This window comes from Kocuria sp. SM24M-10 (genome assembly GCF_001027955.1).
In the GTDB taxonomy this organism is placed as follows: domain Bacteria; phylum Actinomycetota; class Actinomycetes; order Actinomycetales; family Micrococcaceae; genus Kocuria; species Kocuria oceani.
Window position 1 is genome coordinate 1 of sequence record NZ_LDNX01000130.1, and the last position, 22,218, is coordinate 22,218.

General features: G+C 74.6%; 19 protein-coding genes. 9 read left to right on the forward strand and 10 right to left on the reverse strand.

The window, feature by feature from the left end; genetic code table 11:
- A partial coding sequence (locus tag ABL57_RS15530) for a PASTA domain-containing protein (protein ID WP_160310806.1) occupies positions 1-868 on the forward strand: 868 nt, incomplete at its 5' end.
- A 56-nt stretch (positions 869-924) separates the two neighbouring features.
- On the opposite strand, the gene ABL57_RS15535 is transcribed toward ABL57_RS15530, so the two are convergent.
- Both ABL57_RS15535 and ABL57_RS15540 read right to left on the reverse strand, forming a co-directional pair.
- Positions 925-2,319, reverse strand: a complete 1,395-nt coding sequence (locus tag ABL57_RS15535) for a class II 3-deoxy-7-phosphoheptulonate synthase (protein WP_082157493.1) — start codon at positions 2,317-2,319, stop codon at positions 925-927.
- A 42-nt stretch (positions 2,320-2,361) separates the two neighbouring features.
- Entirely contained in the window at positions 2,362-3,213 is an 852-nt protein-coding gene (locus ABL57_RS15540) for a 1-acyl-sn-glycerol-3-phosphate acyltransferase (protein ID WP_047804389.1), read from the reverse strand.
- 146 nt (positions 3,214-3,359) lie between these two features.
- On the opposite strand from ABL57_RS15540, the gene ABL57_RS15545 reads away from it, so the two are divergent.
- From ABL57_RS15545 to ABL57_RS15555, 3 genes are all read left to right on the forward strand, one after another.
- Positions 3,360-4,205 (forward strand): carboxylesterase, encoded by an 846-nt coding sequence (locus ABL57_RS15545; protein WP_047804390.1) that lies wholly within the window; start codon positions 3,360-3,362, stop codon positions 4,203-4,205.
- Complete coding sequence (locus tag ABL57_RS20870; RefSeq protein WP_053005027.1) at positions 4,202-4,603, forward strand: hypothetical protein; 402 nt, start codon at positions 4,202-4,204, stop codon at positions 4,601-4,603. Before ABL57_RS15545 ends, ABL57_RS20870 begins: the two co-directional genes overlap by 4 nt.
- 90 nt (positions 4,604-4,693) lie before the next feature.
- Positions 4,694-6,598, forward strand: a complete 1,905-nt coding sequence (locus tag ABL57_RS15555; protein WP_047804391.1) for a long-chain fatty acid--CoA ligase — start codon at positions 4,694-4,696, stop codon at positions 6,596-6,598.
- A gap of 21 nt (positions 6,599-6,619) precedes the next feature.
- Here ABL57_RS15555 and ABL57_RS15560 read toward each other — a convergent pair whose 3' ends face one another.
- Positions 6,620-8,077 carry a mycothione reductase gene (locus tag ABL57_RS15560; protein ID WP_047804392.1) on the reverse strand — a complete coding sequence of 486 codons (1,458 nt, stop codon included), beginning with the start codon at positions 8,075-8,077 and terminating at the stop codon, positions 6,620-6,622.
- An 87-nt stretch (positions 8,078-8,164) separates the two neighbouring features.
- On the opposite strand from ABL57_RS15560, the gene ABL57_RS15565 reads away from it, so the two are divergent.
- A complete protein-coding gene (locus ABL57_RS15565; protein ID WP_047804393.1) occupies positions 8,165-9,535 on the forward strand; it encodes a phenylacetate--CoA ligase family protein in 1,371 nt (456 codons plus the stop codon).
- 79 nt (positions 9,536-9,614) lie between these two features.
- On the opposite strand, the gene ABL57_RS15570 is transcribed toward ABL57_RS15565, so the two are convergent.
- Positions 9,615-13,067 (reverse strand): pyruvate carboxylase, encoded by a 3,453-nt coding sequence (locus ABL57_RS15570; RefSeq protein ID WP_047804394.1) that lies wholly within the window; start codon positions 13,065-13,067, stop codon positions 9,615-9,617.
- Between the two features lie 361 nt (positions 13,068-13,428).
- On the opposite strand from ABL57_RS15570, the gene ABL57_RS15575 reads away from it, so the two are divergent.
- Entirely contained in the window at positions 13,429-14,217 is a 789-nt protein-coding gene (locus ABL57_RS15575) for a ParA family protein (RefSeq protein ID WP_047804395.1), read from the forward strand.
- Positions 14,218-14,226: 9 nt separating this feature from the next.
- Here ABL57_RS15575 and ABL57_RS15580 read toward each other — a convergent pair whose 3' ends face one another.
- The 6 genes from ABL57_RS15580 to ABL57_RS15605 all read right to left on the reverse strand — a co-directional run bounded on the left by ABL57_RS15580 (position 14,227) and on the right by ABL57_RS15605 (position 18,408).
- Positions 14,227-14,829 carry a MerR family transcriptional regulator gene (locus ABL57_RS15580; protein ID WP_047804396.1) on the reverse strand — a complete coding sequence of 201 codons (603 nt, stop codon included), beginning with the start codon at positions 14,827-14,829 and terminating at the stop codon, positions 14,227-14,229.
- 178 nt (positions 14,830-15,007) lie between these two features.
- Positions 15,008-15,532, reverse strand: a complete 525-nt coding sequence (locus ABL57_RS15585; protein ID WP_047804397.1) for a bifunctional nuclease family protein — start codon at positions 15,530-15,532, stop codon at positions 15,008-15,010.
- Between the two features lies 1 nt (position 15,533).
- A complete protein-coding gene (locus tag ABL57_RS15590) occupies positions 15,534-16,280 on the reverse strand; it encodes a MerR family transcriptional regulator (RefSeq protein ID WP_047804398.1) in 747 nt (248 codons plus the stop codon).
- Between the two features lie 9 nt (positions 16,281-16,289).
- Entirely contained in the window at positions 16,290-16,745 is a 456-nt protein-coding gene (locus tag ABL57_RS15595; protein ID WP_047804399.1) for an FHA domain-containing protein, read from the reverse strand.
- 195 nt (positions 16,746-16,940) lie between these two features.
- The gene (gene gcvH, locus ABL57_RS15600) at positions 16,941-17,327 is read right to left on the reverse strand and encodes a glycine cleavage system protein GcvH (protein ID WP_047804400.1); all 387 of its coding nucleotides are present in this window, start codon (positions 17,325-17,327) and stop codon (positions 16,941-16,943) included.
- Positions 17,328-17,409: 82 nt separating this feature from the next.
- Positions 17,410-18,408, reverse strand: a complete 999-nt coding sequence (locus ABL57_RS15605) for an adenosine deaminase (RefSeq protein ID WP_047804401.1) — start codon at positions 18,406-18,408, stop codon at positions 17,410-17,412.
- Between the two features lie 202 nt (positions 18,409-18,610).
- Here ABL57_RS15605 and ABL57_RS23160 point away from each other — a divergent pair, with 202 nt between their 5' ends.
- From ABL57_RS23160 to ABL57_RS15615, 3 genes are all read left to right on the forward strand, one after another.
- Positions 18,611-19,033, forward strand: coding sequence for a DUF2252 family protein (locus ABL57_RS23160; RefSeq protein WP_238986088.1), 423 nt, complete (start codon positions 18,611-18,613; stop codon positions 19,031-19,033).
- Positions 19,030-21,786 (forward strand): LuxR C-terminal-related transcriptional regulator, encoded by a 2,757-nt coding sequence (locus ABL57_RS15610; protein WP_047804402.1) that lies wholly within the window; start codon positions 19,030-19,032, stop codon positions 21,784-21,786. The genes ABL57_RS23160 and ABL57_RS15610 overlap by 4 nt, the downstream gene beginning before the upstream one ends.
- 52 nt (positions 21,787-21,838) lie before the next feature.
- On the forward strand, positions 21,839-22,218 hold a 380-nt coding region (locus ABL57_RS15615), incomplete at its 3' end, for an SHOCT domain-containing protein (protein WP_053005029.1).

A 22,218-nucleotide genomic window follows, 5' to 3' on the forward strand; every position in this document is an offset into this window, starting at 1 on the left:
GGGTGCCGCCGGGTCGCCCGTCCCCGGCGGCACCCGGACCGAGGTGCTCGGCCGGCAGCAGGCTCCGACGGAGACCCTGCGCCGGCACGAGGACCCGACCGAGGCCCTCCGCCCCGCCGGCGCGGCGACCGAGGCGCTGCCGGCCCCGCGCCCGGCCGGCTCCTCCGACCCGTGGCGGCCCGCGATCGAGCTGCGCCCGCGGCGCCCCCTGCGCGCGGCGGCGCACCTGGCGCTGGCCGCGCTCGCGGTGGCCGCGGCCGCCTTCCTGGGCTGGTTGATCGGCACCGGCCCGGGCGGAACGGTGAGCGTGCCGGAGGTGCGCGGCACCGGACCGGAGCTCGCCCAGCAGTACCTCGCCGGAGCCGGGCTCCGGAACGTGGCCGTGCACGAGACCCCCGATCCGGCGGCACCCGCCGGAACGGTGATCGGCACCGACCCGGCCGCGTCCGCGACCGTGCGCCCGGCGGAGCAGGTCGTCCTGCTCGTCTCGACCGGACCGGAGCAGGTCACCGCCCCGGACGTCGTCGGCATGAGCGCGGAGGACGCGGCCGCCCGCCTGGGCGACGCCGACCTGGCCGCCGGGGCGCGGACGGCGGTGAGCGACGACGCCGCCGCGGGCACGGTGGTGGGCCAGCACCCGGAGGCGGGCACGGAGGTCGCCGCCGGCTCGGCGGTGGACCTGGCCGTCTCCCGCGGCCCACGGGCCGAGAGCGCCCCCGACGTCGTGGGCCGGCCCGTCGGGGAGGCGGTGCCGGCGCTCGAGGAGGCGGGCTTCACCGCCCGGGTCGAGGAGAGCTTCGGCGCCCCCTTCGGCTACGTGCTGTCCCAGACGACGGACGGGGCCGAGGTCGTCCTGACCGTCCTGTAGCGGACGGCCGGTCCGGCCCCGGCCCCGTCGGTCCGATCCTGTCGGTCCGGCCCCGCTCAGCGGCGGGAGAGGTAGCCCGCCACGAGGAAGGCGATCTCCAGGGACTGCATGTGGTTCAGCCGCGGGTCGCACAGCGACTCGTAGCGGTCCTCGAAGGAGGACTCGTCCACGGGATCGGCGCCGCCGAGGCACTCCGCGACGTCGTCACCGGTCATCTCCACGTGGATGCCGCCCGGGAAGGAGCCGATCGCCTCGTGCACCTCGAAGAAGCCGCGCACCTCGTCCACGACGTCGTCGAAGTTGCGGGTCTTGTACCCGGACGGCAGCGACACCGTGTTGCCGTGCATGGGGTCGGTGACCCACACGACCTTCGCGCCGGAGCGCTCCACGGCCTCGACCAGCGGCGGCAGCTTTTCGCGGATGTTCTTCGCCCCCATGCGGGTGATGAAGGTCAGCCGCCCGGGCTCCCGCTGCGGGTCCAGCTTGTCGATGAGCGCCAGCGCGTCGTCGCCGGTGGTCTTCGGGCCGAGCTTCACGCCGATCGGGTTGCGCAGCTTGGAGAGCAGGTCCACGTGGGCGCCGTCGAGCTCCCGGGTGCGCTCCCCGATCCACAGGAAGTGCCCGGACGTCCCGTACGGCAGGTGGGTGCGGGAGTCGATCCGGCTCAGCGCGCGCTCGTAGTCCAGCAGCAGCGCCTCGTGCCCGGCGTAGAACTCGGTGGTGCGCAGCGCGTCGAAGTCCGCTCCGCAGGCGTCCATGAACTTCACGGCCCGGTCGATCTCGCGGGCCAGGGACTCGTAGCGGGCGTGGGCGGGGTTCGTGGTGAAGCCCATGTTCCAGGCGTGCACCAGGCGCAGGTCGGCGAAGCCGCCGGTGGTGAAGGCCCGGATGAGGTTCAGGGTGGACGCGGACGTGTGGTAGCCGCGCACCATCCGCCGGGGGTCGTGCACCCGGGACTCCTCGGTGAAGTCGAAGCCGTTGACCATCTCGCCGCGGAAGGTCGGCAGGGTGACGCCGTCCCGGGTCTCGTCGTTGGACGAGCGCGGCTTCGAGAACTGGCCCGCCATGCGGCCCATCTTCACGACCGGCATGGACGCGCCGTAGGTGAGCACCACGGCCATCTGCAGCAGCGTCTTGACCCGGGCGCTGATCCGGTCGGCCGTGGCGCCTTCGAAGGTCTCCGCGCAGTCGCCGCCCTGCAGGAAGAAGGCCCGGCCGTGGGCGACCTCGGCCAGGCGCTCGCGCAGCTGGTCCACCTCCCCGGCGAACACGAGCGGCGGGACCGCGTTGAGCTCCCCGATGGCGGTGGCGAACTCCGGGTGGTCGCGCCACGTCGGCTGCTGGTCGGCGGGCAGCTCGCGCCAGTCGTCCAGCCCGGGGTAGTCGGCCGCCGAGGGCACGGGCGAGGCCAGGTTGCGGAGGCTGTCGGGAACGGTGAACTCGAGCATCATGTCTTCCTATGGTCTCGTCCGGGGCGGGCCCGGACGGGGGATTCAGGGTGCGGTGGTCCCGGACGCGTCGTCGTCCGTGGCTGTGGGACGGTCGCGGTGGGTGAGGGAGTCGGCGGCGTGCCGGGCGGTCTGGGCGGCGGTGCGCGCCCGGTCCTTGGCGGTGCCCACGAGCTCCGCGGCGGCCTGCTTGGTCTCCTGGCGCTTCTGCTCCATGAGGCGCTTCTTGTGCTCGGCCGCGTAGACGTCCACGGAGACCTGGCCCGAGAGCGCCTGGATGGCACGCATGATCTCGTCGGTGACCTCGCGCAGCAGGGCGTGCTCGCCCTGCCGGCCCTGGTAGCGGGAGAAGTCGAGCGGCTCCCCGAAGATCGTGGCCACCCGGGCCCTGCTGCGGGGCAGCGGCACCCGCGCGCCGATCGGCTGTACCTTGTCGGTGCCCACCATCGCGATGGGCACGACCGGGGCGCCGGTCTCGAGGGCGAGCCGGGCCACGCCGATCTTCCCCTTGTACATCCGCCCGTCCGGGGAGCGGGTGCCCTCCGGATAGATGCCCAGCAGCTGACCCTCCTGCAGCTTGCGCCCCCCGTTGCTCAGGGACGTGGCGCTGGCGCGCCCGCCCGAGCGGTCCATGGGGATCTGGTTGATGGCCCGGAAGAAGGCGGCCATGACCCGGCCCTTGAGACCGGGGCTGTTGAAGTAGTCCGACTTCGCGAGGAAGAACACCTGGCGCGGCACGGCCACGGGCATGAACACCGAGTCGGAGACGGAGAGGTGGTTGCTGGCCAGGATCGCCGGACCCTCGCTCGGCACGTGCTCGAGGCCGCGGACCTCGGGGCGGAAGGCGACGTTGACCAGGGGTCCGACGACGTAGCGCTTCAAGAACATGTAGACCATGTGGGAGAGGACTCCTTCGTGCTGATCGGGATGTCGCGAGGGTCCGTGCCGCTCGGACCGGGTCCGGCCTCCGGTATTCTCTCACGTCCGCGCGCCCGCGAGCGCCAGAGCGCCCGGTCCGGGCCCCGTCCTGCCATCATGGACCCATGACGCATCCCGTCGAGGACCACCGCCCGCCGGCCCCGGCCGCGCCCGCGGCCGCCGAGTCCCCCGCCACGCCCTTCCGCTACCGGGCCGAGGGCCCGGCGGGCGTCCTCGTCCTGCACGGCTTCACCGGCGTCCCGTTCAGCGTCCGCCCGTGGGGCCGCGCCCTGCACGAGGCCGGCGCCGAGGTCGTCGGCCCGGTGCTGCCCGGCCACGGCACCCGTTGGGAGGACCTGGCCGGCGTGCGGTGGGAGCAGTGGCGCGACCACGCGGCCCGGCACGTGCGGGAGCTGCGCGCCCGGCACGACGTCGTGGTGGTCTGCGGGCTGTCCATGGGCGGGGCGCTGGCCCTGCACCTCGCCGCGCTCCTGCCCGTGGACGGGGTGGTGGCCCTCAACCCGGCGCTGTCCCTGGTCAGCCGCACGGCGCGGTTCGCCCCGGCCCTGCACCGGGCGGTGCCCTCCGTGGCGTCCGTGGGGGACGACATCAGCATCCCGGGCGTCACCGAGCACGCCTATCCGCGCACCCCGGTGGCGGGGGTCGCGGAGCTGGGCCGGTTCATGGCCAGGACCCGCAGGCTCCTGCCCGCGGTGACCGCCCCGGTGCTGCTGCTGCGCTCGCAGCACGACCACGTGGTCTCCGACGCCTCCCACGCCCACGTGCTCCGGCGCGCGGGCGGGGACGTGGAGATCGTGCGCCTGACCGAGAGCTTCCACGTGGCCACCCTGGACCGGGAGGCGGACGTCCTGCACGCCCGGTCGGTGCGCTTCGTGGGCGACCTCGTGGCCGGGCGCAACCCCGTCACCGGCGTGCCCCGGCGCCCCGCCGCCCCGGGAGCCGGACGATGAGCGCCCGGCCCGGCGGGACCGGGCCCGAGGACGAGTGGACCGAGATCGTCTCGGGGCTGGAGGACGTCCGCCGGGCCGGGGACCGGCACCTCGCCGGCCCCCGGGACTGGTCCCCCGAGGAGGCCGTCTTCGGCGGGCCCCCCGCAGGTGCGGACGACGACGCGCCCTACTCCCCCGATCCCGGCCCGGTCACGCAGGGGCTCAGCCGTGGGGCGCTGCTGTCCTGGACCGTGCTGATCGGCGTGCCGGTGCTCCTGCTGTTGCTGGGCCTGATGCCCGGGTCGCTGCCGTGGTGGGCGACCGTGGCGGGGCTGGTGGCCGTGGTCGGGGCGATCGTCCACCTGCTGACGTCCCTGCCGGAGGACCGCGACGACCTGGACGACGGCGCCCGCGTCTGAGCCGGTTTGCGTGAGCGAAGTCACTAGACTGGGGAGGAACGCCACAGCCTTCCGAAGTCATCCGCAGCCATCCGATCCGAGGAGAACTCCATGCGCCACGTCGCCACCGACGCCCTCGTGGACCCGCCCGCCCACCGCAGCATCACGGACTTCCTGCTGATGCAGGCCGAACGGGACGGGGACCCGCACCTGTACACGGTCCTGGGCCCGGGCGGAGCCGCCCGCGAGGTCCGGGCCCGGGAGTTCCGCACGGCGGTGCAGGGGGTGGCCAAGGGACTCGTGGCGGCGGGCATCGAGCCCGGGGACCGCGTGGGCATCCTCAGCCGGACCCGGTACGAGTGGACCCTGGTGGACTTCGCGATCTGGTACGCCGGTGCGGTCCCCGTCCCGGTCTACGACTCCTCCTCGGCCCAGCAGATCCGGTGGATCATGGCCGACTCCGACGCCAAGGCCGTCTTCGTCGAGACGGAGGCCCTGGAGGGGGCCGTCGTCGAGGCCGCCCGGGAGGAGCCGTTCGCGGCCGCGGAGCGGGTCTGGCGCCTGGACGGCACCGGCGCCGACCTCGACGGGCTCATCGCGTCCGGGGCGGGCGTCCCGGACGAGGAGCTCGAGGCGCGGCGCGCGTCCCGGGGGCTCGAGGACGTCGCCACGATCATCTACACCTCCGGCACCACCGGCCCGCCCAAGGGCTGCGAGCTCACCCACGGCAACTTCGTGCGGCTGTGCGAGAACACCACCCTCGTGGTGGCGGACATCATCCACCCGGGCGCCCGCACCCTGCTCTTCCTGCCGCTGGCCCACGTGTTCGCGCGCTTCGTGGAGGTCATCGCCCTCTACTCGGGCACCGTCCTGGCCCACACCCCGGACGTGAAGAACCTCATGGGGGACCTCGAGTCCTTCCGGCCCACGTTCATCCTCGCCGTGCCGCGGGTGTTCGAGAAGATCTACCAGAGCGCCCGGTTGAAGGCCGAGAAGGGCGGGAAGGCGAAGGCCCTGATCTTCGAGCGGGCCGTGCGCACGGCCGTCTCGTACTCCCGGGCCCAGCAGTCCGGGCGGGTGCTGCCGCTGCTGCGCGCCCGGCACGCCCTCTACGACCGGCTCGTCTACGCCAAGCTGCGCGAGGCGATGGGCGGGGAGGTCACGCACGCCGTCTCGGGCGGGGCCGCCCTCGGGACCCGTCTGGGTCACTTCTTCAACGGGATCGGCGTCTACGTGGTCGAGGGCTACGGGCTGACCGAGACCACCGCCCCGATCGCCGTGAACACCCCGGAGGTCGGCAAGATCGGCACCGTGGGGCTGCCGCTGCCCGGCAACGAGGTCCGGATCGCCGAGGACGGGGAGGTCCTGGTCCGCGGCACCCACGTGATGCGCGGCTACCACGGGCGCGAGGACCTCACCGCGGCCGCGTTCGAGGACGGGTGGTTCCGCACCGGCGACCTGGGCTCCCTGGACGAGGACGGCGCCCTGACCATCACCGGGCGGAAGAAGGAGATCATCGTCACCGCGGGCGGCAAGAACGTGGTGCCCAACGTGCTGGAGGACCCCATCCGCGCGTCGGCCGTGGTCTCCCAGGTGATGGTCGTCGGCGACGACCGCCCGTTCGTCGCGGCCCTCGTGACCCTGGACCAGGACGTGCTGCCCGCGCGCCTGGAGCTGATGGGCCTGGACCCGGCGATGCCGCTGGCCGAGGCCGCCCGGCACCCGAGGATCGTGGAGCACGTGCAGGAGATCGTCGACCACGCCAACAAGGCGGTCTCCCGGGCGGAGAGCATCCGCTCGCTCGAGATCCTCGACGTCGACTGGACGGAGGCCTCCGGGCACCTGACCCCGTCCATGAAGATCAAGCGGGCGAGGATCGCCCAGGACTTCGCGGACCGGATCGAGGAGATCTACTCGCGGCCGGCCCCGGAGCCGGCCCCCGCCCCGGCCACCCCGGCGGAGCGGATCAAGGAGAAGCTCTCCCACGCCCACCTGCCGGGCCGCGGCGAGGGCTGAGCCGTCCGGCGGCCGGTGGGGTCACCGGCCGCCGACCAGCTCCTGCCGGGCCAGCGGCGAGTGCTCCGGGACCTCCAGGCCCAGCAGCGCGTTCTCCACGACCTCGCTCAGGGCCGGGTGGATCCAGTACTGGCCCCGGGCCATCGTGTGGGCGTCCAGTCCGAAGGACATGGCCTGCACCAGCGGCTGGATCAGCAGGGAGGCCTCCTCACCGACGAGGTGGGCGCCCAGCAGGCGGCCCGTGCCCTTCTCCGCGATGAGCTTGCACAGGCCCGTGTGGTCCTCCATCGCCCAGCCGTAGGCCGTGGCGCCGTAGTCCTGCACCTTGACCGTGATCTCGGCGCCGTGCTCGATCGCCCACTGTTCGGCCTCGTCCTGGGTCATGCCCACGGAGGCGATCTGCGGGCTGGTGAACACCGCCGAGGGGACGAACCGGTGGTCGGTGGCCCGGAGGTCGCCGGGGTTCAGCAGGTTGTGCTGGACCGTGCGCGCCTCGGCGTTGGCCACGTGCTTGAGCTGGTACGGGGAGCTGATGTCGCCCAGCGCCCACACACCCTCCGCCGGCGCCCCGTCCGAGAGGGCCCGCTGGTACTCGTCGACGGCGAGCAGGCCGTCCTCGCGCACGTCGAGTCCGCCGGTCCGGGCGTCGAGCACGTCGGTGTTCGGCTGCCGGCCCGTGGCCACGAGCACGATGTCGGCGGGCAGGCGCAGGGTGAGCTCCGGGTCCTCGGGGTCGCGGAAGGTGACCATCGCGGCGCACTCGTCCCCGGCCCACTCCTCGATCGCCGACAGCGCCCAGCCCGTCTCCAGCTTCCACTGCCGGGAGGCCTCCCGGGCGAACCGCTCGGCGATCTCGGGGTCGTGGTAGCGCAGGAGTCGCTGGGAGCGGTTCACCTGGGTGACCCTCGAGCCCAGGCTGGAGAAGACGTGGGCGAACTCGGCGCCGATGTAGCCGCCGCCGACCACCACCACGCGACGGGGCAGCTCGTCGATGCGCATCACGGTGTCCGAGGTGTGCACCTGGGGCAGGTCGATCCCGGGGACGTTGGGGCGGACGGGACGCGACCCGGAGGCCACCACGATCTGCGGGGCGGTGATCTCCTCCCCCGAGGCGGTGCGCAGGACCCGCGGCCTGATGAAGCGCACGTGCTCCTGGTAGACGGTCACCTGCGGCAGCGTGCGGCGGTAGTCCAGGCCTCCCTGGGAGATCGCGTCGATCCGCCCGAAGATCCGGTCCCGCATCTCCCGCCAGCGCACGTCCTGCACCTCCGCGCGGACCCCGAGCCGGTCGGCGTCGGCGGTGTGCCGGGCCAGCGTGGCCGGGTAGGCGTACATCTTCGTGGGAATGCAGCCCACGTTCAGACAGGTGCCTCCGAAGGTCCCGCCGTCGACGATCGCCACGTCCAGGCCCTCGTAGTCCTCGTTGAGGATCGAGTTGCCGGAGCCGGAGCCGATGATGATGAGGTCGAATGTCCGCATGGCGCCATCCTATGCGGCTCCCGTGCCCTCCCGGCCGCCCGGTCCTACCCTGGGACCACGGGCACGGGCAGGGGCACGGAGGATGCGATGGCGACAGCCGCGGCGGCCGGGGCGGCGTGGGACGCCTGGTGGGCCGAGCACGCCGGGACGGCGGCGGTCGCGCACCGGCAGCAGGTCCGCCTGGCCGCGCTCGTGCAGCACGCCCGCCGGGCGTCGCCCTACTACCGGCGGCTCTACCGCGCGCTGCCGCCGGACGTGACGGACCCGGTGCTGCTGCCGCCGGTGGCGAAGCCGCAGCTCATGGAGCACTTCGACGAGTGGGTGACGGACCCGCGGCTCACCCTCGCGGCGCTGCGCCGTGACGTCCTGCCCGACCCGGCCCGGGTGGGCGTCCTTCACCTCGGCCGGTACCACGTGCTCACCAGCTCCGGGAGCAGCGGGGAGCCCGCGGTGCTGGTGCACGACCACCGGTCGTGGTCGAGCGCCGGCGCGGTGCTGGGGGTCCGGGCGCGGCGCACGCTCCTGCGCCGGGACGTGCTCGCCCCGGTGGCCCGCCACGGCCTGCGCGTGGCCGCGCTGCTGGCCACGGGCGGGCACTTCGCGGCCGTCACCGCCGCCGAGGACCTGCGGCGGCGGGGCCCGCGCCGGAGCGAGCGGCTGCGCGTGCTCTCCGTCCTGCGGCCCCTCCCCGAGCTCGCCGCGGAGCTCGACGCCTTCCGCCCCACCGTGCTCGTGGGGTATCCGAGCGCCGTGGGCCTGCTCGCCGCGGAGCAGGCGGGGGGACGGCTGCGGATCGCCCCGGCGCTGGTCGCCGTGGGCGGGGAGACGCTCACCCCCGCCGCCCGGCGCCGGATCCGGGCCGCCTTCGGGTGCCCCGTCCTCGACGAGTACGCGGCCTCCGAGGCGCCGGGCCTGGCGGTGCAGTGCCACCGCGGGGCGCTGCACGTGAACGCCGACCGGTACCTGTTCGAGCCCGTCGACGAGGCCGGTCGCCCCGTGCCGCCGGGCACCACCTCGGCCACCGTGCTGGTGACGGACCTCGGCAACCGGGTGCAGCCCCTCATCCGCTACGACCTCGGGGACCGCGTCGAGCTCCGGGCCTGCCCGTGCGGCAGCCCGCTGCCCGCGGTGCGGGTGGAGGGGCGCGCCGGGGACGTGCTGCGCTTCGCGTCGGCCGACGGGCGCACGGTGCCCGTGCTGCCGCTGGCCCTGGGCACGGTCGTCGAGGAGACCCCGGGGGTCCGGCGGTTCCAGGCGGTGCGGACCGCCCCGGACACCCTCGTCCTGCGGCTGGAGCCCGAGCCCGGCGTCGATCCGGCGCGGGTGCGCGCGGCCGTGGAGGCCCGGGTGCGCGCCTTCCTCACGGACCGGGGACTGGGCGCGGTCGGCGTCCGGCACGCCCCCGGGCCGCCCCGCCCGGACCCTTCCGGGAAGTTCCGCCAGGTGTGGTCGGCCTGAGCCGGGCGCTCCGCCCGGCCCAGGCCGGCGCCCCGGCGGGCTGCCCGGACGCGCCGGCCGCCCGCCCGGGCGGGGCGCGTCAGCCCGCCGGCTCGAGGACGAGCAGCAGGTCCCCGCCGGAGACCTGCGCGACCCCCTGCAGCGCGACGCGCTTGACGGTCCCGCCGGTGGGGGCCGTGATGGAGGCCTCCATCTTCATGGCCTCGATGGTGGCCACCTGGGCCCCGGCCTCCACGGTGTCCCCCTCGGCCGCCGTCACGGTCACGGCGCCGGCGAAGGGAGCGGCCACGTGGCCGGGGTCGGCGGGGTCGGCCTTCTCGGTCTCGGGCACGGCCGAGGCGACGGAGGTGTCCCGGACCTCGATCATGCGCGGCTGGCCGTTGAGCGTGACCATCACCGTGCGCATGCCCTTGTCGTCCGCCTCCGAGATCGCCTGCAGCGTGACGAGCAGCCGCACCCCCTTGCCCAGGGAGATCACGTGCTCGTGGTCCGGGGTCAGACCGTAGAGGAAGTCCCGGGTGTGCAGCAGGGCGAGATTGCCGTACCTCGCCCGGCTGGCCTCGAAGTCGCGGGTGGGGCCGGCGAAGAGCAGCCGGTTCAGTGTGGCGCGCCGGGTCGCGGAGTCCCCGGCCAGGGCCTGCGAGTCCTCGGGGGCCAGCTCGGTGATCCCCACCTTGACGGTGCGCCCCTCCAGCGCCCGGGTGCGGAACGGCTCGGGCCACCCGCCCGGAGGCGTGCCCAGCTCCCCGGCCAGGAAGCTGATGACCGAGTCCGGGATGTCGAACTTCTGCGGCTGGGCCTCGAACTCGGCCGGGTCCACGCCCATGCCCACCAGCTGCAGCGCGAGGTCGCCGACGACCTTGGAGGACGGGGTGACCTTCACCAGCCGCCCGAGCATGGCGTTGGCGGCGGTGTACATGTCCTCGATGGCCTCGAAGCGCTCCCCCAGCCCCAGCGCGATGGCCTGCTGACGCAGGTTGGACAGCTGCCCGCCCGGGATCTCGTGCCGGTAGACCCGCCCGGTCGGGGCGGTGAGCCCGGACTCGAAGGGGGCGTACATCCGGCGGATGACCTCCCAGTAGGGCTCCATCGCGGTGGCGGCCTCCAGCGGGATGCCGGTGTCGCGGTCGGTGTGGGCCAGCGCGGCGATCAGCGCCGAGGCCGGGACCTGGGACGTGGTTCCGGCCATCGAGGCCTCGGCGACGTCCACGGCGTCCACCCCGGCGTCGATCGCCGCCATCAGCGTGGCGAGCTGGCCGCCGGCGGTGTCGTGGGTGTGCAGGTGCACGGGCAGGTCGAAGCGCTCCCGCAGGGCCGTGACGAGCGCGGCGGCGGCTGCCGGGCGCAGCAGCCCGGCCATGTCCTTGATCGCCAGCACGTGGGCGCCGGCGTCGACGCACTGCTGGGCGAGGTCGAGGTAGTAGTCGAGGGTGTAGAGGTCCTCGGCCGGGTCCAGGAGGTTGCCGGTGTAGCACAGGGCGACCTCGGCCACCGCGGTGCCGGTGGCCCGCACCGCCTCGACGGCCGGGCGCATCTGCTCGACGTCGTTGAGCGCGTCGAAGATGCGGAAGATGTCCACCCCGGTGGCCGCGGCCTCCGCGACGAAGGCGTCGGTGACCTCCGTGGGGTACGGGGTGTAGCCCACGGTGTTGCGCCCGCGCAGCAGCATCTGGATCGGGATGTTGGGCATCGCCTCGCGCAGCAGCCGCAGCCGCTCCCAGGGGTCCTCCCCGAGGAAGCGCAGCGCGACGTCGTAGGTCGCCCCGCCCCAGGCCTCGACCGAGAGCAGCTGCGGGAGGGTGTGGGCGTAGGCCGGGGCGGCGGCGAGCAGGTCGCGGGTGCGCACCCGGGTGGCCAGCAGCGACTGGTGGGCGTCGCGGAAGGTCGTGGACGTCACCGCCACCGCGGACTGCTCCCGCAGGGCCCTCGCGAAGCCCTCGGGGCCCAGCTCCTGCAGCCTCTGCCGCCAGCCCGGCGGCGGGGTGTGCTCGGAGGGCCCGTCGAAGGGCGAGCGGAAGGGCTCCTCGACCTTGTCCCCCGGGTAGCGGGGCAGCTTGTTGCGCGGGTCGATGCCCTCCACCCGCTCCCCGTTGGGCTGGTTCACGGTGACCTCGGCCAGCCATGTCAGGGCCTTGGTCCCCCGGTCCCCCGAGGTCCTGGCCTCGAGCAGCTCGGGGCGCCGTTCGATGAAGTCGGTGGCCACGTCCCCGGCGAGGAACTCGGGGTCGGCCAGCACCGCCTGCAGGAACTGGATGTTGGTGGCCACCCCGCGGATGCGGAACTCGGCCAGGGCGCGCTGGGAGCGGTGCACCGCGGTGGTGTAGTCCCGGCCGCGGCAGGTGAGCTTCACGAGCATGGAGTCGAAGTGCGGGGAGATCTCGGCACCCGCGTAGACGGTGCCCCCGTCCAGGCGCACCCCCGCCCCGCCGGCGGAGCGGTAGGCGGAGATCTTCCCGACGTCGGGGCGGAAGCCGTTGGCCGGGTCCTCGGTGGTGATCCGGCACTGCAGCGCGGCCCCGCGCACCGCCAGCTGCTCCTGGGCGATGCCGAGGTCGGCCAGGGACTCCCCGGCCGCGATCCGCAGCTGGGACTGGACCAGGTCGACGTCGGTGATCTCCTCGGTCACCGTGTGCTCCACCTGGATGCGCGGGTTCATCTCGATGAACACGTGCTGGCCGGCGCGCTCCCCGGCGGTGTCCACCAGGAACTCCACCGTCCCGGCGTTGACGTAGCCCAGCTCCCGGGCGAACTTCACGGCGTCGGCGTGCAGGGCCCGGCGGATGCCCTCGTCGAGGTTCGGGGCCGGGGCGATCTCCACGACCTTCTGGTGCCGGCGCTGCAGGGAGCAGTCGCGCTCGAAGAGGTGGACGATCTCGCCCTCGTTGTCCGCCAGGATCTGCACCTCGATGTGGCGGGGGCGCAACACCGCCTGCTCCAGGAACACCGTGGGGTCCCCGAAGGCGGTGTCGGCCTCGCGCATGGCCGCCGCCAGCGCCTCCGGCAGCGCCTCGGGGGTCTCCACCCGGCGCATCCCCCGGCCGCCGCCGCCGGCGACCGCCTTGACGAAGATGGGGAAGCCGATGTCCGCCGCCTGGGCGAGCAGCGCCTCGGCGTCCGCCGACGGCTCCGTGGACGCCAGGGTGGGGATCCCGGCGCGCTTGGCGGCCTTGAGCGCCGCGACCTTGTTGCCCGCCAGCTCCAGGATCTCCGCGGCCGGGCCCACGAACGTGATGCCCTCCCGGGCCGCCGCCCGGGCCAGCTCCGGGTTCTCGGAGAGGAAGCCGTAGCCGGGGTAGATGGCGTCCGCCCCGGACTCCTTCGCGACCCGGACGATCTCCTCGACGTCGAGGTAGGCCCGCACGGGGTGGCCCTCCTCCCCGATCCGGTACGCCTCGTCCGCCTTCTGCCGGTGGATCGAGTTGCGGTCCTCGTACGGGAACACCGCCACCGTCTTGGCCCCGAGCTCGTACGCGGCGCGGAAGGCACGGATCGCGATCTCACCGCGGTTGGCCACCAGGATCTTGGAGAACATCTACACCCGTCCCGCGCCCGGGGCCGTCCGGCGGACGCCCGGGCACTGTTTCTTCGAAGGTCGTGCCCCTCCGGGCACACGGTCAGCATGGCCACCCGCGGGCGCCCCTGACCAGTGAACCACGCCGCACCGGGACGGACTGTGACCGTCGTCACAGCTCGCGTCCGTGGTCAGGGTACTCCCCCCAAGGCGCGGGGCGGACCGCCGGATCGCGTGTGACTCCGCGCCGCGCCGGGGCCGGGCCCGCGTGCACGGCTACGATGGGCCCGGACCGTCTCCTCGCCGCGGCCCCCGATCCCGGTCACGAGGAGGCGCTGCCCCTGATTCCCCCGTCCTCCAGCGAACGAAGGGTGCCCCCTCCGTGCAGATCGTCAGCGTCAGCAGCCTCAAGGGCGGTGTCGGCAAGTCCTCGGTGACCCTCGGGATCGCCTCCGCGGCGCTCCGGGCGGGCGTGCCCACCCTCGTGGTGGACCTCGACCCCCACGCGGACGCCACGACCGGGCTGGGCGTGCAGCCGGCGCGCGGCCACGACGTGGGCGGGGCGCTGCGCCGGCCCCGCCGGGGAGCCCTCGAGCGCGTGGTCGTGGCCTCGGCCTGGGCGGTGCGCGAGGGCCTCGACGCCAAGGCCCTCGACGTGGCCCCGGGCTCCGCGCGATCGTCCTACCTCGACCGCTCCGAGTACCGGGACAAGGACTTGGGCCGGCTGGAACGGGCTCTGGCGGGGATCTCCGGCTACGACCTGGTGCTGGTCGACTGCCCCCCGACGCTCAGCGCCCTGACGCGCACCGCGTGGGCCGCCAGCGACAAGGTCCTCTCCGTCGCGGAGCCGTCCCTGTTCTCGGTCGCGGGGACGAAGCGCACCATGACCGCCATCGCCCAGTTCGAGCAGAGCCGCAGCTGGGCGGTGCCGTCCGCCGGAGTGGTGGTGAACAAGGTCCGGCACGCCTCGGTGGAGCACCGGCACCGGCTGCAGGAGCTCGGGGAGCTGTTCGGGCCGCTGCTGGTCAGCCCCGTGCTCCCGGACCTGCCCGTGTGGCAGCAGGCGCAGGGTGCGGCCTGGCCGATCCACCGCTGGCCCGGCTCCGAGGCCAAGGATCTGTCCGGGCGCTTCACGGCGATCCTCCAGGGCCTGCTCGAGCGGCCGGCCTGAGCCCGGGCCTCAGCCCGCGCTCTGCCGGCGGGCCCGGCGGACCGAGAGCTCGTCGTCGGGCGCGGGACGCTCGGGCGGGGCGGGCGGCTGCCCGGTGTGCTCCCCGGGCATCGCCGCGAGGGTGCCCTCGACCTCGCGCCACACCCGGCCCACGGCGATCCCGAAGACCCCCTGGCCGCCCTGGACCAGGTCGATGACCTCGTGCGGGGAGGTGCAGGCGTAGACGCTGGCGCCGTCGCTCATCATCGTGAGCTGCGCGAGGTCATCGACGCCCTGTGCCCGCAGCGCGCCGACGGCGGTGCGGATCTGCTGGAGGGAGACCCCGGTGTCCAGCAGCCGCTTGACGATCTTGAGCACCAGGATGTCCCGGAAGCTGTACAGCCGCTGGGTCCCGGAGCCGGAGGCGCCGCGGACGGTGGGCTCCACCAGGCCGGTCCGCGCCCAGTAGTCCAGCTGCCGGTAGGTGATGCCCGCGGCCTTGCACGCCGTGGGCCCGCGGTAGCCCACGGACTCGTCCCGGACCACCGAGTCGTCGAAGAGGACGCCCTGGGTGCCGTGGGCCGGAGGGCGGTCGGGACCGGCCGGCCCGCCGGGCTGCTCGGGGTCGCTCACGCCGCCTCCTCGTTCGTGGGTCCGGTCCTCGCGGCACCGGCGGGACATGCTCTGGGCGAGACGTCCGGACCCCCCGGGGGACACCTCGAGTACTGCTTCGACGTTAGACCTCCCCGGTGACGGGGTCAAAGACATCCGCCGCCCCGCCCCCGTGTCGGCGTGCCCCGCGGCTCGGCGCTCAGAAGTCCTCGGGGTCGACGTTGTCCAGGAAGTCGCGGAACTGCTCGACCTGCGTCTCCGGGGGCAGCTGCTGCTCGCCCTCGCCCGACCGGTGCGACGGCTCCCGCAGCTCGCCGTCCCCGCTCATCACGAGCCCGGCCTCGTCCAGGACGGTCTCGGTGCACAGGATGGGGCAGTCGGTGCGGGCCGCCAGCGCGATCGCGTCCGAGGCCCGGGAGTCCACCACCGTCCCGTCCGAGAACTCCAGGGCCGCGTGGAAGACGCCCTCCTCGACCGTGTGGATCCGCACCCGGGTGAGGGTGCGCCCGAAAGCGGTGGCCACCGACAGCAGCAGGTCGTGCGTCAGCGGCCGGGGCGGTTCGATGCCCTGCACCGCGAAGACGATCGAGGTCGCCTCGTTGGTGCCGATCCAGATCGGCAGGTGCCGCCCGCCCTCCACCTCGCGCAGCACCACGACGGGCTGCGCGGAGGGCACGTCCATCCGCACCCCGGCGATCTCCATCAGGACCTGGTGCACGGCCATGTCAGTGCTCCACCGCGGCGCGCTCCTGGAGCGCGGCGATCTCGGACCTCACGAGCGAGGTGTGGATGGTCAGGCACAGTCCGGAGATCTCCTGGGCGCGCTCGACGGCCCGGGCGCGCGAGGCGGCGTCGCGGCGGGAGCTCAGGGGCGCCACGGCCCGTTCGACCAGGCCGAGCTCGCGGTCCGCCGCCGCCTTGAAGGGGCGCAGGTGCCGCGGCTCGAGGCCGTGCGCCGTGAGGGCGAGGGCCGCACGGGTGATCGCCAGCGCGTGGTCGTCGAAGACGCCGTTCTGCTCCCGGATCAGTCCGTAGCTCACGAGCTCACGCACGAGGGGGATCCCGGCCCCGGTGCGCCCGGCCAGCTCGCGCAGGCTGTACGCGGGCGGTGCGGGGACGATCGGGATGGGGGCGGTCACGGGGTCCGCGGCCTCCGGGACCCGCCGGTCACCGTCGTCCTGCGAGGTCGCGTCGGCGTCGAGCCGCTCCCGGATGACCTTCAGCGGGAGGTAGCGGTCGCGCTGGAGCTCCAGGATGCGGCGCAGCCGCTCGATGTCGGCCCGGGAGAACTTCCGGTAGCCCGAGGCGGTGCGGGCCGGGTGCACCAGGCCCTTGTCCTCGAGGAAGCGCAGCTTCGAGGCGGTGATGCCCGGGTGGTCAGCGCCGAGCTCCTTGAGCACGGCGCTGATGCCCACCCGGGGCTCGTGCTGGACGTCGTCCCGGTGCAGGTCGGTCTCGGCGGGGTCGGCCATGGCTCCCTTCTACTGGTCCGACTGCGTGCGCAGCGAACGGTAGAACGTGAACCGGAACTTCCCGATCTGGACCTCGTCGCCGTTGTCGAGCGTCGCGCTGTCCACCCGGTCCCCGTTGACGTAGGTCCCGTTGAGGGACCCGGAGTCGATGATCTCGAAGGTGTCGCCGCGGCGGACGAACCGCGCGTGCCGGCGGGAGACGGTGACGTCGTCCAGGAAGATCTCCGAGGACGGGTGGCGTCCGGCGGGGACCTCGTCCCGGTCCAGGAGGAAGCGTGAACCGGTGCCTCCGCTGTCGTGGGCGACGAGCAGGGCGCTGCGCGGGGGCAGGGCCGAGACCGCGGCGTTCTCCTCCGGCGAGAGCTTGTGGGAAGCGGCGAGGGAGAGGACCTCGGCCACGATCTGGATCGACGTGGTCTCCGGCTCCCCCTGGGGTGCGTTCGAGCCGTTCTGGGTTCTGGACATCTCTTCCCTCGACTGGTGACGTGTTGGTTGGCGGATCCCGTGGGATCCCGACCCCGCGACCGCCTGTCCCGGGGGTCTCCCGGGAGCGGCCGGAGCCACCCGGTTGCAGTTCCCAGTGTACTGGGTGGGGGCGACGGGACACGGCGGCCGGGACGCGTCCCGGTCGCCGGTCCACCGGGCTCGGCCCGGGGCGGTTCAGCCCAGCTGGGCGGCGTAGCCCTCCGCGTCCAGGAGCCCGGACCGGTAGTCCTCGTCCGCGGGACGGACCTCGAACAGCCAGCCCTCGCCGTAGGGGGCGGTGTTCACGGCCGCGGGCTCGTCCTCGAGCCGGTCGTTGACCGCGGTGACCTCGCCGGAGACCGGGGCGAAGATGTCGCTGACGGACTTGGTGGACTCGATCTCGCCCACGGCGGCGCCGGCCTCGACGGCCTCGCCCACCTCGGGCAGCTGAACGAAGACGACGTCGCCCAGCTCGCTCTGCGCGTGGTCGGTGATGCCGATGCGCACCACGCCGTCGGCTCCGGGGTCCGCGACCCACTCGTGCTCGGCCGTGTAGGACAGGTCGGCGGGGATCTCGCTCATGGGTCGCTCCTGGTCGGACGTGCGCGGTCGGCTCGATTATGGCACAGAGCGCCCGGTGGGCCGGGCACGGCGGCGCGGCGGCTCAACCGCGCTCCCACGCGCGGATCTCCTCGTGCATCTCCCGCTTGCGCGGGGCCCCGGCGAAGGAGGCGTCCACCGCGTTGCGGGCCAGTGCGGCGGCCTGTTCGTCGGTGAGCCCGAGGGCCTCGCGCAGGCCCTGGAAGGCGTCGCCCACGTAGCCGCCGAAGTAGGCGGGGTCGTCCGAGTTGACGGTCACCACGAGCCCGCGCTCGAGCATCTCCAGCACCGGGTGCTCCGCGAGCGTGCGCACCACCCGCAGGCGGACGTTGGACTGCGGGCACACGGTCAGCGGCACCCGCTCGGCGACGAGGCGCTCCACGAGCCGGGGGTCCTGCAGGCACTGGATGCCGTGGTCCACCCGCTCGACGCGCAGCACGTCCAGCGCCTCCCGGACGTACTCGGGACCGGCCTCCTCCCCCGCGTGGGCGACCACGTGCAGCCCGGCGTCCCGGGCCCGGGCGTAGACCTCCTCGAACAGTGCCGGCGGGTGGCCCACCTCGGCCGAGTCGAGGCCGATCCCGTCGATCCGGGCGAGCTGGTCCCCCAGGCCGTCGAACATCGCCAGGGCCTCGGCGGCGGGCCGGTCGCGCAGGAAGCACAGCAGCAGCGTGCTGGTGATGCCGTGCTGCGCGCGGGCGGCGTCCAGGCCGGCGCGGATGCCGTCGACCACCGCCGCCAGGGGCACCCCGCGGGCCGTGTGCGCCTGCGGGTCGAAGAAGACGTCGACGTGGCGCAGCCCCTGGCCGGCCGCCCGCTCGAGGTAGGCCCGGGTGAGGGCCTCGAAGTCCGAGGCCTCGCGCAGCACGGCCATCGTGGCGTAGTAGAGCTCCAGGAAGGAGGACAGGTCCTCGAAGTCGTACTGCCGCCGCAGCTCCTCCACCGAGGCGTACGGCAGCTCCACGCCGTTCCGGGCGGCGAGCTCGAACGCGAGCTCGGGCTCCAGGGTGCCCTCGATGTGCAGGTGCAGCTCCGCCTTCGGCAGGGTGTACAGGTCCTTCATCCTCGACGCTCCTTCGCGTCCCGTCCCACGTCGTCCCGCCACGGACGGCGGGATCCCGAGCAGTGTACCGGTGGTCGCGTCCGGTGCGGGGCCGGCGGGGACGCTCCGCTGCCGGCGCGGACGCTGAGCGGCGCGGGAACCCCGGTTCACCCGCGGCAGGTGAGCCGCCACGGGGCGCGGTGGGGCGGATGACCTCGGCGGGATGCGGTCCTACCGTGAGCTGTGCGGCTGGACCCTGGCCCGGGCCCACGCGCGTTCCGGGGACCGGATGGCCCTCGCGGCCTGCCTGGCCCAGGCCGAGGTCCTCGACGAGGTCTGGCCGACTTCGCCGAGGCGTACGCGGACCGCAACGCCGAGGACCACCGCCTCTTCCGCGCCGCGCTCGAGGCCGGGGACCCGGCGCCGGGACCCGCACGGCCGTCCCGCGCCGCGGCCCCTGGCGGGCCGCCCGCGTGACGCTCCCCGCCGTTGCCCGTGCGCTCCGGGCGGACCCCGGCCGGCCCACCCCGGTCCCGCTCCTCCGCACCGGCCGGCTGCCGCGACGGCCCCGGCCACGGGCCGGACCGCCCGGACGCGGAGGACACAGTACCGGCCTCCCTGCCGCGCGGGTAGCCTCGATGCATGAGGACCGCACCGCCCCGGGGGCTGGTGGGCGCTTCCGGAGTCCTGTCGGCCACCCGGTCCCGCGTCCCCCGGCTGCCCGCCGGGCTCGTGCGCCGTCCCCGCCTGGAGCGGCTGCTCGACGACGGCGTCGCGGCCGGCACGGTGGTCGTGTCCGGTCCGGCGGGCTCGGGCAAGACGCTCCTGCTGGCCTCGTGGGCCGCGGGACGCCGACCGCCGGTCGCGTGGCTGTCGGTCGAGCCGTCCGACGCGGACCCGCACCAGTTCTGGGCCCGGGTGCTCGCCTCGCTGCAGGCCGTGGACGACGTGCCGCCGGCCAGCCTGCTGGCGACCCTGCATCCGCCCTTCGCGCACGATCCGCGCTTCGTCTCCGTCCTGGTCGAGGCCTGCACGGCGCTGCCGGGGCCGCGGGTGCTGGTGCTCGACGACGCGCACCTGGTCGACGGCACCCCCGCCGAGCGGTCCCTCGCCGGGGTGGTCCGCCGCGGCCTCGGCGGACTGCGCCTGGTCGTGGCGACGCGGACCGTCCCGGGGCTGCCCCTGCAGCGGCTGCGCCTCGAGGGGCGGCTCACGGAGCTGCGCGCGGGCGACCTGCAGTTCGACGCCGCGGAGGCCGCGCAGCTGCTCCGGGCCCACGGCGTGGTGCTGCCACCGGCCCAGCTGGCCACACTCCTGGAGAAGACCGAGGGGTGGGCGGCCGGGCTGCGACTCGCGGCCCTGTCCCTGCAGAGCGCGGGAGACGTGGGCGCCGTCGTCGAGCAGCTCGCCGGCGACCAGCGGGCCGTGGCCGACTACTTCGTACAGGAGGTCCTGGACGGCCAGGACCCGGAGCTGACCGGGTTCCTGCTGGACACCTGTGTGGTCCACCGGATCTCGGGGGACCTGGCCGACGCCCTCACCGGTCGCTCGGACGGCCGCCTGCTGCTGGGCCGGCTGGCGCGGGCGAACCTGTTCGTCGTGGCCCTCGACGACCGGAACGAGTGGTATCGCTACCACCAGCTCTTCGGGGACCTGCTGCGCCACCGGCTCCGGGCCCAGGCCCCCGGGCGCCGCCGGGAGCTGCACCGGCGGGCCGCGGCCTGGTTCGCGGCGCGCGGGGAGCTGCTGGAGGCCGCCCGGCACCTGCGGGCCGCCGAGGACTGGACCGTGCTCGCACGCTTCGTGCTGCGGGCCGCCGGCGCGGAGATGCTCGGCACGGAGCGCGCCGCGCTCGTCGCCCTTCTCGCGGACGTGCCCGTCGACCTCGTCACCCGGCACGCCGAGGTGGCGGCGGCGACGACGGTGGCCAGCTACGCCGAGTACGACGCCGGGGGCCTCGCCTCCCGCATCGCGCGCGCACGGACGCTGCTGCCCGGTCTCCCCGCGCGCGACGCCCAGCTGACGGAGGCGGTCCTCACCACCCTGGAGGCGCTGCTCGCCTGGATGCGCGCGGACGCCGCCGCGCAGGTGCGGTCCTCGGAGCAGGCGCTCCGGCGGCTGGAGGACGTCCTGCCCGAGGAGATGCCGGCCGTTCCCGTCTACCGCATCGCCGCGACCACCGTGCAGGCGATGGGCAGGCTGTGGTCCGGGGAGCTGGGCGAGGCCGAGACGGCGCTGCGGCGCACGGTCACGGCGGTCTCGGCCCGCCAGGCGATGACCCCGGTGCTGGCCCTGCACCTGCACGGGAACCTGGCCGTGCTCGAGGCGATGGGCGGACGGCTGCACGAGGCCCGCCGGGACGTGGACATCGCCCTGGCCGTGGCGGAGGAGTCCGGCTGGACGTTCCTGCCGCAGGCCGCCACGGCCTACGTGGCCGAGTCGCTGATCCGGCTGCTCGAGGTCGACACCGAGGCCTGCGCCGCCGCGCTCGCGCGGGGGCGCGCGTGCGTGGGGGACCTGCGGGACCGCTACGCGGAGACGGGCCTGTCCCTGGTCGGCGCCCGCCTGGAGGTCTCGCGGGGGGACCTCCGGGCGGCGCGCGCCGCCCTGGCGCAGCTGCGCCGGCGCACGGCCGGCTGGGCCATGCCCCGCTTCCTGGAGCAGTGGTGCACGCTCGTGGAGGCGGAGGTGCTCCTGGCGGAGGGGCGCCCGGAGGAGGTCGCGCGGCTGCTCGCCGCCGCCCGGACCGCGGCCACGGGGGGCGAGCGCCCCCACGCCCACCGCCTGGTGCTGCTCGCCCGCTCCCGTCTGCTGGCGGGCCGGCCGCAGGAGTGCCTGCAGGTGCTGCGGCCGCTGCTCGAGGAGCCTCCGGAGGACCGCGGCCCGGCCACCGACCTCTGGGTGCTCGCCGCCCTGGCCCACGACCGGCTGCGCGAGGACGCGCCGGCGCAGGCGGCGCTGGACCGGGCCCTGGCCGTGGCAGCCCCAGAGGCCATCGCCCGTCCCTTCCTCGTGGCCGGGGACGGCACGCTGCGCCTGCTGCAGCGGTACGGTCGCGCGCATCCCGACCACGACGGGTTCGCCGCCCACCTGGTCGAGCGCCTCGGCGGAGCCGCGCGCCCCGCGGCTCCCCCCGCGCCGGCCGAGCCGCTGACCAACCGGGAGCGAAGCGTCCTGCAGCTGCTGCCGACGATGATGAGCAACTCCGAGATCGCCGGGGAGCTCTACCTCTCGGTGAACACCGTCAAGGTCCACCTGAAGTCCCTGTACCGCAAGCTCGGGGTCGGCACCCGGCGCCAGGCCGTGCTGCGGGCCGCGGAGCTGGGCCTGCTGGGCGGGTCGCCTCCGGCCCCACGATCACCCGCCCGGGGTGATCCCGCAGCACCCGGCCCGGCCTGAGCCTGGACCCGGGCCCGGAGACGCCGCGGCCACGTGGACCGAGGAGAACCCGATGACCTTCTGGGACGTCTTTGTACTGTTGCTGATCTGGGTGCCGCTGTTCCTGGTGTGGGGCATGGCGTTGCACGACATCTTCCGGCGCGACGGCATCCGGGGCGCCATGAAGGCGGTGTGGACCCTGGTGGTCATCTTCCTGCCGTTCCTGGGCACCCTGATCTACCTCGTCGTCCGGCCGGCCGGGGCCACGGAGCAGGAGCGCCAGGCGATCGACACGGCCAGCCGGCAGTTCGTGGCCCGGTACGCGCCCACCGACAACGCCCAGCAGCTCGCCCTGCTGACCGATCTGCGCGACCGCGGCGCGCTCACCGCCCAGGAGTTCGAGGCCGAGAAGACCCGGGTCCTGGCGCAGGCCGCACCCGGGCGCGCCCCGGC

What these genes read in the sequence shown, in the direction of transcription:
- ABL57_RS15535 (WP_082157493.1), bottom strand. Translation starts at nt 2,319, where the DNA reads ATGATGCTCGAGTTCACCGTTCCCGACAGCCTCCGCAACCTGGCCTCG.
- ABL57_RS15540 (WP_047804389.1), bottom strand. Translation starts at nt 3,213, where the DNA reads ATGGTCTACATGTTCTTGAAGCGCTACGTCGTCGGACCCCTGGTCAAC.
- ABL57_RS15545 (WP_047804390.1), top strand. Translation starts at nt 3,360, where the DNA reads ATGACGCATCCCGTCGAGGACCACCGCCCGCCGGCCCCGGCCGCGCCC.
- ABL57_RS20870 (WP_053005027.1), top strand. Translation starts at nt 4,202, where the DNA reads ATGAGCGCCCGGCCCGGCGGGACCGGGCCCGAGGACGAGTGGACCGAG.
- ABL57_RS15555 (WP_047804391.1), top strand. Translation starts at nt 4,694, where the DNA reads ATGCGCCACGTCGCCACCGACGCCCTCGTGGACCCGCCCGCCCACCGC.
- ABL57_RS15560 (WP_047804392.1), bottom strand. Translation starts at nt 8,077, where the DNA reads ATGCGGACATTCGACCTCATCATCATCGGCTCCGGCTCCGGCAACTCG.
- ABL57_RS15565 (WP_047804393.1), top strand. Translation starts at nt 8,165, where the DNA reads ATGGCGACAGCCGCGGCGGCCGGGGCGGCGTGGGACGCCTGGTGGGCC.
- ABL57_RS15570 (WP_047804394.1), bottom strand. Translation starts at nt 13,067, where the DNA reads ATGTTCTCCAAGATCCTGGTGGCCAACCGCGGTGAGATCGCGATCCGT.
- ABL57_RS15585 (WP_047804397.1), bottom strand. Translation starts at nt 15,532, where the DNA reads ATGGCCGTGCACCAGGTCCTGATGGAGATCGCCGGGGTGCGGATGGAC.
- ABL57_RS15590 (WP_047804398.1), bottom strand. Translation starts at nt 16,280, where the DNA reads ATGGCCGACCCCGCCGAGACCGACCTGCACCGGGACGACGTCCAGCAC.
- ABL57_RS15595 (WP_047804399.1), bottom strand. Translation starts at nt 16,745, where the DNA reads ATGTCCAGAACCCAGAACGGCTCGAACGCACCCCAGGGGGAGCCGGAG.
- gcvH (WP_047804400.1), bottom strand. Translation starts at nt 17,327, where the DNA reads ATGAGCGAGATCCCCGCCGACCTGTCCTACACGGCCGAGCACGAGTGG.
- ABL57_RS15605 (WP_047804401.1), bottom strand. Translation starts at nt 18,408, where the DNA reads ATGAAGGACCTGTACACCCTGCCGAAGGCGGAGCTGCACCTGCACATC.
- ABL57_RS23160 (WP_238986088.1), top strand. Translation starts at nt 18,611, where the DNA reads ATGCGGTCCTACCGTGAGCTGTGCGGCTGGACCCTGGCCCGGGCCCAC.
- ABL57_RS15610 (WP_047804402.1), top strand. Translation starts at nt 19,030, where the DNA reads ATGAGGACCGCACCGCCCCGGGGGCTGGTGGGCGCTTCCGGAGTCCTG.